Raw genomic sequence first — 12,687 nt, 5'->3', positions numbered from 1 at the left:
TCGCTGGTGTATGTGTCGGCGCTGGCCGATTTCTTCGGCGCGGCCTACAAGGTGGGCGACCGGGACGGCCGGCTGGTGGAGCTGCTGCTCTTTGCGGGCGCGGTGTATTTCGTGTTGTGCTTCTCCCTGTCGCAGGTGGTGCGGCGGCTGCAGAAGCGGATGGCGACGGTTTAGGACTCAATCCAGATGATCACGATCGACAAGGTTTCCAAGCACTACGGCAGCTTCCAGGTGCTCACCGACTGCAGCACCCGGGTCGCCAAGGGCGAGGTGGTGGTGGTCTGCGGGCCGTCCGGCTCGGGCAAATCCACCCTCATCAAGTGCGTCAATGGCCTCGAACCCTTCCAGTCCGGCACCATCCACGTGGACGGCATCTCGGTGGGCGACCCGAAAACCAACCTGCCCAAGCTGCGCAGCCGGGTGGGCATGGTCTTCCAGCACTTCGAGCTGTTCCCCCACATGAGCATCACCGAGAACCTCACCATCGCCCAGGAGAAGGTGCTCGGCCGCAGCAAGGAAGAAGCCCGCGCCAAGGGCGTGGGGCTGCTCGACCGGGTCGGCCTCAAGGCCCACGCCGACAAGTTCCCCGGCCAGCTCTCGGGTGGCCAGCAGCAGCGCGTGGCAATCGCCCGCGCCCTGTCGATGGACCCGATCTGCATGCTCTTCGACGAGCCCACTTCGGCCCTCGACCCGGAGATGATCAACGAGGTGCTCGACGTGATGGTCGAGCTCGCCCAGGAAGGCATGACCATGATGTGCGTGACCCACGAGATGGGCTTTGCGCGCAAGGTGGCCAACCGGGTGATCTTCATGGACCGCGGCCGCATCGTCGAGGACGACACCAAGGAAGCCTTCTTCGCCAACCCGCGCTCCGAGCGCGCCCAGCAGTTCCTGGCGAAGATCCTGCAACACTGACCCAAGGGGCGCGCGTACCCCTCGAAGGTCCGGCCATGCCCCTCAGCGGTGCACCGTCGAACCTCCAGGCTGCACCCACGGACCTCGGACATCCGAGGTCGGACCGCTGAGGTGCAGGCGCGCATCTTTTTTGGGCACGCCTGCACCCTGGAGGTCCGATGCCGGACCTCAGACCTGCACACATGCAGCTCAGACCCGCAAGGTCGGACCTCCAAGGTCCACGCTTGCACCTTTTAGGTGCAGCATCGGACCTCAGACCTGCAAACGCCGACCTCAAAGGTCCACTCGTCCCCCTGAGGTCCAGACACGCAGGTCCGGGCTTCAAACCCGCCGCATCCAGTGGCATGCTCGGCGCCATCCCCCGCACCCCTGCCCCACGACCATGATCCATCTCATCGCCACCGGCGGCACCATCGCCGGCGAAGCTGATCCGGAATCCGGCGGCGCCCGCTACCGGGCCGGCGTGCGCCCCGTGGGCGCGCTGCTGGCCGCGGTGCCGGGCCTCGACGCCTTCGATCTCTCCGCCGAGCAGGTGCTCGCCCTCGACAGCAAGGACATGACGCCCGAGGGCTGGCTGACGATCCTCGCCGCGGTGCGCCGCGCGCTGGGTGATCCGGCAACGGATGGGGTGGTGATCCTCCACGGCACCGATACGCTCGAAGAAACCGCGTATTTCCTGCAGCTCACCGTGCCCGGCGGCAAGCCGGTAGTGCTCACCGGCGCCATGCGCCCGGCAGACCACCCCCAGGCCGACGGCCCGGCCAACCTGCTCGCCGCGGTGCGCCTCGCCGCCCGCCCGGATGCGCGGGACAAGGGCGTGCTGGTGGTGATGAACGCCATCATCCACACCGCCCGCCACCTGCAGAAAGCCCGCACCAGCGGGCTGGATGCCTTCGAATCGTCCGCCGACTGGACCACCGCCCGCCCGGACGGCCGCTTTGCCGATCTCGCTGCCGACGCCCTGCCGCGGGTGGACATCCTGCCCGGCTACGCCGGCGCGCCGGCCGGGCTGATCGACGCCTGCGTGGCCGAGGGCGCAAGGGGGCTGGTGCTGGCCCTCACCGGCCACGGCAGCGTGCCGTCGGCATGGTTGCCGGCGCTACGCCGGGCCAGGGAGAAAGGGGTGGTGATCGTCCGGGCCAGCCGCTGCGCCGGGCCGGTGATCCGCAACGCCAACGCCGCCGACGACGACGACGCCGAAGGCTGGCTCACCGCCGGCAGCCTGCCGCCACCCAAGGCCCGCATCGCGCTGATGTTGGCCTTAACCACTGACGAGCCCCAGTGGAAATTGACATTAGGCCAAAGCTCAATGTGAAGAGGCATGCCTCAGGCTCTGCATATCCACCATCAATAAACAATTAGAGCCCTCTTCACCGACAAACTAGATCATTCACCCCATAGCTCTTCTTTATATCGCTATTCTTTGGATTACCACAATACACCGCTCTGGCTCGAGCAACGCCAGGATCTGAGTCCTTGATCTCACAGCTACCACCGCGCGCCCGACAATCAAGCACATAGCGAGGCAAGGCGACCGCAAAGCCCGTTTCGGAGTGCTGAAAGTTTCCGGCAGATACTGGATTCAGCCTGAATTTGACGTAATCATTATCTCGTGAGAAATCAGCAAGCCAATTCGTAGCAACCCGAAGCTCGTCATCGCGCTCAACAATATCGATCACAAGCCCTCCTAGCATTCTAGGCGTCAAGGTCGTCTCCAGGGTTATAGGGGATGCATCAAAAACGACTGCTGACGTACAGGGATAGGCCTCCGCCAGATGACGCGCCAAAGCGCCACCCAGCGAATGCCCAGTGGCAAAGACATAAGGACGCTTCTGCCCTTTTCCCTTCGACACAACGATTTTCTGAAATTCCTTGCGCAAGGTTTCGAACTGGGTCTCCTGAGAAAAAAGACTCGCAATCCAGGGAATATTCCCGTAGATCCAGTCATCTGCCCCTTCATTCGTCCCTCTGATGGCTAACATCATTGCGGAGGCAGGTAGCTCAGCATCCTCCTCCTTGTAATATACGTCGAAGGACAAGCCATTTTCGAAATGCAAACGCTGCAACAGCTGCCAACGCGGATCGTAGTCCTTAACTAGGAAACCACGCTTAGAGCCCCGCGGAATATTCTCTGCGAGCACTCCGTCATCCAGCACTTCTGCATACGCATTCTCGCTCGCCACCGCAAACAGCGCAAACTCGTTCGCAACTTTGTTTGAACTATAATCGTCACGCCCAACGTGGGAATTAAGGATTTTGCGGTCAAGCCACTCAATACCTGCCGCATCGCACGTACCGGGGATGACATCTAAACGGCTCAAGCCTCTATCAGACATCGAGACACTCTTACACCCCGAGAAAATCAGGCAAGAAGCGAGCAAGAGTACGATCTTTAACGCCTTCATATCATCCTCTCTTTCCAGAAAATTCACCTCGTAAAACGACCGAAAAACATAGCATCACAAAGCATACCGATGCATTCCATACCGATACGCTGTCCTTCGACCAAAACACCAAAACCGCGCCCTATCGACAGGAGGCAATCCGCTGGGCAACCTCCCGACTTGCCATGGCAGACCAGGTATTGATGAGATAAGCACACACTGCATTTCCATGAGCACCAGAACAGGCAAAATTGAGCGGCAATGTCCCGGCCTTTGCCTTTTCGATTGAACCGCTACCAGCGTCGGTCTGACCGGCCGTCACGGCAGCCTCTCTGGCTACCTTGTCTTGGGCAAACGCCTGCTGTCGAGCAGCATCGGCAGCACGTGACGCGTCATAACCTTGCTCCTTCGCAGATGCCCAGATCGTGGGAATGGACATGCCAACGATCTCCCTCCGGATTGACGCCAACTCCGGTGCAGAGAACGCCGGAATGCGGCGCCCTATTTCAGCAAGACTACCTGCACAGGAAGCAACGGCCGGCCCGGTAAAAGGCGATGCCACAGGTGACGCCATCCCTTCGTCCTTATCCGTGGCAGTCATGCGTACAGCCGGCTTTCCGGGAAAGTGTGCAGGTTGGGGAAGACTAACAAGCCCTCCATCGGGCTGAACGATACTCGCATCAGCTAGACGGAAGAACTGATCGTCCAGAACCTGCAACTTCCCACGCAACGTTGCTGTCCGGGCATCACCGAACTTACGAGCCACTTCCGGTGCAACAGGGATACTTAGCGAAGCTCCCCGCCAACGCGCCTGGAACCGCCCTTGATCGGCATCATACTCACCCAACTCAACGCGCATTTCATAGGGCATTCTTAATCCAGCCACTCGCTTTCGGAATGCCTCGGCGGATTCAAACCGATCCTTTCGAGACTGAGCCAAGAGTTGGTTAAGACCAGAATTGACGAGAGAAGCCACACGCCACAGGCGATACTCCTGGCGCCGGCCGTCGCCGAGCCCATAGAATACTCTCCCAAGAACCCACCCCCCTTTTGGCAATGCGGAGCCGTAAATAGACTCATTATCGGAAACCGTCAGATCCAATATCCGCTCGCCAGAAACAAGAGAATAAGCCTCAAGTCTCTTATACTCATCAGTATCAGCGCGCAGCAGCACTTCAACCCCATCAAGATACCAATCAAACCACCTCCCCCGAGAGACCGAAAAGCTCTTTACGATTTGATTTCCTCCGGGCTCAACAACGTCCACCTTACCAGCATCTCCGTCATCTAGGATCAGAGCGCTCTTGAACCTTGTCAGCCTAGCGGAGGGACTTCCCATCGAGGAAAACTGGCAACTTGACAAAGAAAATCGCCCCGCAGGATATGCACTGTAAAATATATCACTATCAAATTGAAAAAAGGCTGAATAATCGCCATGCCCTATGAGGCACAGCAACCTCCCATCATTAAGCGCCCAAAGATAGGCCGCCTTATCACCGCTGTATGAGTACGATATAGCATAAGGCACATCAAGAAAAAAACGCCACGCCATCCCTACATTGCCCTTAAATTGACTTACGTTCCGCCCATCTACGTAGTATGAAAAACGTCCACTTCCTTCAGTCAACAGTTCAAGGCTTGCATCTTTCCGAACTCGGCTTGAATGGATACGCTGCGAGGAGCCAAAGTCAACACTTGTCTCTTTTCCAGAAACCACATCATAAACCGAGACCTGTGACCATCCACCCTCAGCACTCGGTTCGCCACTAAAGAGAATCAGCTTCATGCCTGGTGAAGCACGCCCTCCAGCAAAATAACCTTTCATACCCGTCCAACTCTTCAGAGACCGCCCGTTGGAATCGAAGAGTTCAAGACTATCAGGCCCTTCTTTACTCAATAGCAAGTAGTCCCCTCGCCACTGGACAGTGGAGGATAAGGTTTTCTGCGGATTGGCCATGGGGAATACTATCCTCTGGCCTGACATTAGATCCTCGACCACCAACTGACCCTCTCTGTCGACGTAGGCCACGCGACGCTCATCATCCGAAAAGGTCATGCCTGCACGAGGAGATATCTCGATGGCGCGATCCGGAGGCGGCGCCTCCGAGCGGGTGAGCAGGTCGCGATGCAGGGGCAGGTAGTCCCTATAGGCATCCGGTGGGCTAGTCGCAACCGCCTCCGCCCTTTCATTGCGACGCTTCTGCTCGATGGCCTCAGCCCGCTTTCGTGCCTCCTCTTCCGCCACGGCCTGCTGTCGCGCACTCTCTTGCTGAATTTCCCGCTCAAGATTCTGCTGCTTGATCCGCTCCTGCTCAAGCTGATTGTTCTGGATCCGCTGAAGCTCCCGAAAAACGGGGGTGTAGTCAGCCGCCTGCGCCGGCATTAGTACAGCCCAAACACCAACGGCAAGACCGCCGCTAGCACGACAGACAGATTGGAAGGCTCGAGGGCGGAAATCGGCGAGCATGTTGGGGCTCCTATCACACGAGATTGTCTAGGTGGTTGCCTTCAACATAACCGCCATCTAGGATGAAAACATCATCCATATGGATGAAAGCATTGTGCGCTGGCTCTCTTACCACGAAATCAACTGCCTTAAACCCATGGACCTCAACGCCTACGATGTCGTCGTCAGGACCATCTACGAAGCTCCCCAAGCGCCTGCGGCCTGGGTCTCCGTCTTCAAGACGCTACGCGCATGGCTGCACATGGACGCCTGGGTTCTTCTGCGCTACCACGTCTCCGCGTCCAACATGCCCCCAGACATTGTGTCCTTGGGAGGGGAGCGGATTTCGGCACAGGCACCGGTGCGCTACACCGAGTATTACGCTGGACTCGACACCCGCGCCACACTGACCCGGAGCGCCCCGACGGGTGAAGTGGTCAATTGTCAGCAGCATTTCGACGAACACTACGTAGCCCGCAGCGAGTTCTACCAGGACTTCCTAATCCCTGAGGGACTCCGCTACGCAATAGGCTCTTGCGTACTACGATCAGCAACAAGCGAATACGTTATCGGCATGCAGCGAGGTGGCGACCACCCCGGCTTTTCGAGAAACGAGGAAGCTCTCGTACGCCGGCTCGTGCCACACCTTGGAAGGGCATTCCAACTGAGCGAGGAGCTCGAAGGCCATCGCCGCCGAGCGGCCATCCAGTCCGCTGCCCTCGATACATCCGGAAACGGACTCATCGCGGTAGACATCCATGGGAATATTCTGTTTGCCGATCGTCACGGCGAGCGTCTTCTCAGGCAAGGCAAACATTTGCAAAGCCGGCGGGGCATGCTCGTGCTATCAGCCCCCATATTTCAGCAGCGCTTTATGCGCCTCCTGGCGCGATGCGCATGCACAGGCGAACCAGGCAGCCTGCAGTTACCGGACGCTGGAAACGGGACTCCCCGTTACAGTCTGACGCTGTTTATGCCCAAACCGGTAGATGATCTCGGCTCTGGAGGCTCTTTGCGATCACTGATGTGCTTGTTTACGCCGCTAACCAACCGGCGCTTGGTTACGATGAAACAGCTCATTGAGTTGTTTGGACTGACCCCTGCGGAAGCACGCGTAGCCAAGGCCCTGGCAACCGGAACAACCCTTGAAGATTATGCTGCGGCAGAGAACCTCAAGTTGCCGACGGTTAAGACCCAGCTACGGGAGGTTTTTGCTAAGACAAATACGCGCCGACAGGCAGCCTTAGTAGGCCTACTTAACAGCATCCCGGCTATTCGTAGTTGAGCGCCTCGTGCCAGAGTGCCCCCCACCGGGTTGTGCCACTCTAGACTTAACCGCGCCTCAGACTCCTTTCACCTTGCGGGTAAACGCCTCGCGGGCTTCCTCGAGGATCTGCACAAGCTCTTCGCGGGCCTCCTTCGACGACTGGATGAGCTTGCCCTCGTCGTGGTCGATGGCCTGCTGGCGCGCCAGCACCTCGGCGTCGTGGCGGGCAAAGCGACTCACCATCTGATCCACCAGCGCCGGCGGCTCGTGGAGGAGTTCCAGCGTCCACCGGGCCATCTCGAGGCTCGACGGCAGGGCCTCGCGGATCTGCCGCTCGATCCCCATGTCCATCAGCCGGCTGGCGTGGAAGCGGTTGCGGGCCCGGGCCACGATCTGCACATGGGGGAAATGCTTCTTCACCAGCTCGGCGGTGCGCAGGGACGCCTCCACGTCGTCGATGGCCAGCACGAAGACCTTGGCCTCACCCACCTGGGCGGCATGGAGCAGATCGAGATGGGCCGCGTCGCCGTAGAACACCTTGAAGCCGAACTTGCGCACGGTCTCCACCTGCCCGGCGTCGGCATCCAGCGCGGTGAAGCCGATACCTCGCGCCAGCAGCAGCCGGCCCACCACCTGGCCGACCCGGCCGAAACCGGCGATCACCACGTCGCTCGCCTCGGAAGGCATCTGGTCGTAAGCCTTGGGCGGCCGCCGGCCCGCCTCGCGCCGGGCCAGCCAGTCGCCAAACATCAGCAGCAGCGGCGACACCGCCATCGACAGGGCCACCACCAAAGTCAGCTTGTCGGCCTGCACCTCGCCCAGCACCTTGAACGACTGGGCCGCATCAAACAGCACGAAGGCAAACTCGCCGCCCTGGGCCAGCGCCAGCGCCAGCATCCGCGAACCCAGCTTGGGCCCACCCACCAGCCGGCGCAGGCCGTACAGCACCAGAATCTTGATCATCACCAGCCCGGCGGTGAGGCCGATGATCTGCCACGGAAACTTCACCAGCAGGGTGAGGTTGGTGGACATCCCCACCGCCATGAAGAACAGCCCCAGCAGCAAGCCCTGGAAGGGCGCGATGGACGCCTCCAGCTCGTGGCGGAACTCCGAATCGGCCAGCAGCACGCCGGCGATGAACGCGCCCAGCGACATGGACAGCCCGCCCGCCTGCATCAGCAGCGCCAGCCCCAGCACGGTCACCAGCGCCGCGGCGGTGAACATCTCCCGGCTATTGACCCGCGCCACATGGCGGAACAGCAGATCGAGGAGCGGCCGCCCCACCACCACCACCGCCACCAGCAGCCCCAGGCCCACCGCCGGATGGGTGAGCGCGGTGGGCTTGCCGGTGCCGAAGAGCGGGATCAGCGCCAGCAGCGGAATCACCGACAGATCCTGGAACAGCAGGATCGCAAAGGCCTCCCGCCCGTAACGGGTGGATAGTTCGCGCCGCTCGGCGAGGGTGGGCAGCACGAAAGCCGTGGACGACAGGGCCAGGATGATCCCCACCAGCGCCGCCGCCGACAGCGACAAACCCGTGTACCGGCCCGCCGCCGCCAATGCCGCCGCCACCCCGAAGAGCTGCATCGCCCCCAGCCCGAACACCGACTTGCGCAGCGCCCACAGCCGCGACGGCTTGAGCTCCAGCCCGATCACGAAGAGCAGCAGCACCACGCCCAGCTCGGCGGTGTGGAGCAGGTTGTCCGGATCGCGCACGAGCTTCACGCCGTAGGGGCCGATCAGCATGCCCACCGCCAGGTAGCCCAGCACCGTGCCCAGCCCGGCGCGCTTGAAAAGTGGCACGAAAAGCACGGAAGCCAGCAACAGGGCGGCGAAGGTCGTCAGGGATTGCATGATGGAAAAACGGAGGGCGGCGTGGAGCGTTCAAGTCTCTCACAAAGCGCCGCGGCAATTCGAAATGGAAGGATCCGGAAACAATCGGGCCGCCGGCTGCCAACTCCGTCACGCAAATCCGGCCCGCCCCGCCCGGGGCCGTGTCGCCCGGTTTTACACCGCCCATCTGGCCGCTTACGCCGAGCGAATCGACAAACGTCAAAAACGAAACAAAAACGACGACTTACCGAAAAACTCTAAATTCGGCACGGGTTATGCGTAAATTTTGGTGTCTTGTTTGGTTTTTCCCGAATTCCCACGGAGCATCCAGGAGGAAAAAATGAAAATCAGCAAAAACAAGGCCCTGGCAGCAGCCGCGATCGTTTCAGCATTTCTGTCACCCCTTGCCAGCGCCACGCCCCTCGCCGTTTACGCCGGCCCTGCCATCGACAAGAGCTCACCGGCCTGCGCCACTTTTGGCGACATGCTCAGCTGCTCGGCCCCGATGCTCAACTACATCGCCGGCCTCGCCCAGGGCACCGGCACCGACAGCGGCGGCTACCTGCTCGCCACGCCCCAGGGCCTGCTCAAGGAGACCGTGGTCGTCCAGGCCGGCGGCGCGGCGCCCCTCGACAACAGCGACACCAGCCCGACCAATCCGCCCACCGCCGACGGCAGCCGGGTGGAGAACGGTTTCAAGACCAACCGCGGCGGCGACAACTTCCTCGCCACCGGACGCGCCACCGGCACCACGATGGAAGCCGGCAACATGAGCGATCCGGCCAACAACCAGCTCGCCGCCGGCGCCGACAACATCGGCACCTGGGACGTGAACGCCGTGTGGCTGCGCGATGCGCTCACCATCGGCGGCGTGCGCCACGAGCTGATGCTGGGCTTCGACTACAACCAGCCCCAGAGCGCCACGACCTCGGTGGATTACTGGGGGCTGATCACCGTCCGCGACACCGACGGCGCCCTGCCCGACATCCACTACGAAGTCGGGCGCGACACCGGCATGCCGTACGGGGCCTTCACCAGCACCAAGCAGTTTTACGATGCGCCGGCCTCGACCGATTTCGCGACCGTCTACGGCACGATCTGCATCTACGAGCACACCACCCTGCGCAACCCGGGCGGCAGCTGCCCGTCCGCCACCGGCTCGACCGGCGCCCTGATCGAGAGCATCGACAACTCCCAGGGCACCGAGAACGCCGAATTCCTGGCCTTCCTGCCCGAGCTCAACGCGAGCCTGGAGAGCTACATCGGCGCCGGTTACGACACCATCTCGGTGCGCCTGCTGTTCGGCTGCTTCGGCGGCACGACGAAAGGCAATGGCGCCGGCTACCTGAGCGACGGTGGCGAGACCACCAACTGCGACAGCGGCGGCTTCGGCGACGTCTTCATCCTCGCCGGCAGCGCGATGTACGAAACACCCGAACCTGCCACCCTCACCCTCGCCGCCCTCGGCCTGATCGGCGCCGTCGTCCTCCGCCTCCGGCGCCGTTGAGGCTCTCGACGCCCAGGCTCACAGCCCCGGGTCTTCGCCGCCCCCCGCCAGCGCCGCGTCCACCACGTGGCGCGACAGGTGGGGGGCGAACAGTTCGATGAAGGCGTACACGTAACCGCGCAGCCACGCGTTGCGGCGCACGCCGATGCGGGTCGTGCTCGACTCGAAGAGATGCGCGGCGTCGAGCATGCCCAGATCCTTGTCCACCGCAGCGTCGTAAGCCATCCTGGCCAGGATGCCGATCCCCAGCCCCATGCCCACGTAAGTCTTGATGATGTCCGAGTCGATGGCGGTGAGCACCACATTGGGCTTCAGGCCCCGGCCGATGAAGGCCTTGTTGATCTGGTTGCGACCGGTAAAGGCAAAGTCGTAGGTGATGATCGGATAGCGGGCGATACCCTCGAGCGTGAGCGGCTGGGTGCTCAGAATGGGATGGCGCACCGGCGCGATCACGCAGCGGTTCCACTGGTAGCAGGGCAGCATCACCAGTTCGTGCTCCTCGGCGATGGCCTCGGTGGCGATGGCGATGTCTGCCTCGCCCGAAAGCACGTATTCGCACACCTGGCGCGGGTTGCCCTGATGCAGCGACAAGCGCACGTTGGGGTAGCGCGTCATGAAGGCCCGGATCACCGGCGGCAGCGCGTAGCGGGCCTGGGTGTGGGTGGTGGCGATCGACAGACTGCCGCTCGCCTCGTTGCTGAACTCGGCCCCCACCTGACGCAGGTTGTCGACATCGAGCAGCATCCGCTCGGCGATGGCCAGCACCTGCTGCCCCGGTTCGGTAACCGCCACCAGGCGCTTGCCGTGGCGCACGAAGATCTCGATGCCCAACTCGTCCTCAAGCTGACGGATCTGCTTCGACACCCCCGGCTGGGACGTAAATAGCGCCTCGGCCGCCTCCGACACGTTGAGGCGATGGCGGACCACCTCGAAAACGTAGCGCAATTGCTGGATGTTCATACCTGCTCCCGCCGCCGCTGCGCGGCCTATATAACTTTTTGTTCTTATAGTTTAACTCAAACCGACTTCTACCCTCTAACCGCTCCGTTTACGATGCACCGCACAAGACATTGGGGCTCATCATGGACATCGCTTACACCATTGCAGGTTTCTCCGTCGGCGCCATCGTCGGCCTTACGGGCGTGGGCGGTGGTTCGCTGATGACGCCGCTGCTGGTGTTGCTGTTCGGCGTGCCGGCCTCGGTCGCGGTGGGCACCGACCTGCTCTACGCCGCCATCACCAAGGCCGGAGGCACCCTCGCCCACGGCCTCAAGGGCACGGTGGACTGGAGCGTCACCCGGCGCCTCGCCACCGGCAGCATCCCAGCCTCGGCGATCACCCTGCTGGTGGTCGGCAACTTCTTTCCCGGTGGCATCGGCGGCGCGATCGGCCTGATCAAGGTCGCCCTGGGCATCGCCCTGCTGCTCACCGCGGTGGCCATCATCTTCCGCAAGAAGATCCAGGATTTCGCCCTGAAGCATTCCGAAGGCCGCGAGAACCCGCGCCGCACCGCCATCCTCACCATCGCCACCGGCGCCGTGCTGGGCGTGCTGGTGTCGATCTCGTCGGTGGGCGCCGGCGCTCTGGGGGTGAGCGCGCTGTTCTTCCTGTATCCTCGCCTCCCCACGCTGCGTATCGTCGGCAGCGACATCGCCCACGCGGTGCCGCTCACGCTGGTGGCCGGCATCGGCCACTGGTTTCTCGGCAGCGTGGACTGGGCCCTGCTCGGCAGCCTGCTGATCGGCTCCCTGCCCGGCATCTGGCTGGGGAGCCACATTTCCACCCGGGTGCCCGACCGGGTGCTGCGTCCGATTCTGGCAACCATGCTGGTCTTGGTGGGCAGCAAGTTGATCGCGGCCTGACCAGGCAGCGCGCCCCTGACAACCAGGACACATCACAAAATCATGTACCGTTACGACCCCTACGACCAGAAGATCGTCGACGAACGCGTCGCCCAGTTCCGCGACCAGACCCGCCGCTACCTGGCCGGCGAGCTCACCGACGACGAGTTCCGCCCCCTGCGCCTGCAGAACGGCCTGTACATCCAGCGTCACGCCCCGATGCTGCGCGTGGCCGTGCCCTACGGCCTGCTGTCGTCCACCCAAGTGCGCAAGCTGGCCCACATCGCGCGCACCCACGACAAGGGCTACGCCCACGTCACCACGCGCCAGAACTTCCAGTTCAACTGGCCCGAGCTGAAGGTCGTGCCGGAGATCCTGGCCGAGCTCGCCACCGTCGAGATGCACGCCATCCAGACCTCCGGCGCGTGCATCCGCAACATCACCTCCGACCCCTTCGCGGGCGTCGCCGGCGACGAATACATCGACCCGCGCCC

The 12,687-nt window shown here is 62.2% G+C and carries 9 protein-coding genes and 1 pseudogene; 6 read left to right on the top strand and 4 right to left on the bottom strand.

Annotated features, from left to right (window positions below; translation table 11 throughout):
• Positions 1-186: 186 nt before the first annotated feature.
• On the top strand, positions 187-915 hold the full coding sequence (locus Q0672_RS14725) for an amino acid ABC transporter ATP-binding protein (protein ID WP_153163196.1): 729 nt from the start codon (positions 187-189) through the stop codon (positions 913-915).
• 382 nt (positions 916-1,297) lie between these two features.
• Complete coding sequence (locus Q0672_RS14720; protein ID WP_298623321.1) at positions 1,298-2,230, top strand: asparaginase; 933 nt, start codon at positions 1,298-1,300, stop codon at positions 2,228-2,230.
• Positions 2,231-2,285: 55 nt separating this feature from the next.
• Here the strand turns inward: Q0672_RS14720 and Q0672_RS14715 are convergent, their stop codons facing one another.
• Positions 2,286-3,251 (bottom strand): hypothetical protein, encoded by a 966-nt coding sequence (locus Q0672_RS14715; protein WP_298623318.1) that lies wholly within the window; start codon positions 3,249-3,251, stop codon positions 2,286-2,288.
• A gap of 190 nt (positions 3,252-3,441) precedes the next feature.
• On the bottom strand, positions 3,442-5,682 hold the full coding sequence (locus tag Q0672_RS14710) for a hypothetical protein (protein ID WP_298623316.1): 2,241 nt from the start codon (positions 5,680-5,682) through the stop codon (positions 3,442-3,444).
• Positions 5,683-5,845: 163 nt separating this feature from the next.
• Between Q0672_RS14710 and Q0672_RS14705 the strand changes: the two genes are divergently transcribed.
• On the top strand, positions 5,846-7,030 hold the full coding sequence (locus Q0672_RS14705) for a hypothetical protein (protein WP_298623314.1): 1,185 nt from the start codon (positions 5,846-5,848) through the stop codon (positions 7,028-7,030).
• A 57-nt stretch (positions 7,031-7,087) separates the two neighbouring features.
• Here the strand turns inward: Q0672_RS14705 and Q0672_RS14700 are convergent, their stop codons facing one another.
• A complete protein-coding gene (locus Q0672_RS14700; RefSeq protein WP_298623311.1) occupies positions 7,088-8,866 on the bottom strand; it encodes a monovalent cation:proton antiporter-2 (CPA2) family protein in 1,779 nt (592 codons plus the stop codon).
• 319 nt (positions 8,867-9,185) lie between these two features.
• Between Q0672_RS14700 and Q0672_RS14695 the strand changes: the two genes are divergently transcribed.
• Complete coding sequence (locus Q0672_RS14695; RefSeq protein WP_298623309.1) at positions 9,186-10,352, top strand: PEP-CTERM sorting domain-containing protein; 1,167 nt, start codon at positions 9,186-9,188, stop codon at positions 10,350-10,352.
• Positions 10,353-10,370: 18 nt separating this feature from the next.
• On the opposite strand, the gene cysB is transcribed toward Q0672_RS14695, so the two are convergent.
• A complete protein-coding gene (gene cysB / locus Q0672_RS14690) occupies positions 10,371-11,312 on the bottom strand; it encodes an HTH-type transcriptional regulator CysB (protein ID WP_153163192.1) in 942 nt (313 codons plus the stop codon).
• Positions 11,313-11,434: 122 nt separating this feature from the next.
• On the opposite strand from cysB, the gene Q0672_RS14685 reads away from it, so the two are divergent.
• Together Q0672_RS14685 and Q0672_RS14680 are read left to right on the top strand one after the other, a co-directional pair.
• A complete protein-coding gene (locus Q0672_RS14685) occupies positions 11,435-12,214 on the top strand; it encodes a sulfite exporter TauE/SafE family protein (protein WP_298623305.1) in 780 nt (259 codons plus the stop codon).
• 42 nt (positions 12,215-12,256) lie between these two features.
• Positions 12,257-12,687: pseudogene (locus Q0672_RS14680) on the top strand (nitrite/sulfite reductase); the annotation flags it as partial.

The organism is uncultured Zoogloea sp. (assembly GCF_937894855.1).
GTDB classification, from domain to species: Bacteria; Pseudomonadota; Gammaproteobacteria; order Burkholderiales; family Rhodocyclaceae; genus Zoogloea; species Zoogloea oryzae.
Note: the sequence above shows the minus strand (reverse complement) of the source record. Positions and strands in the feature narration are given on the sequence as shown.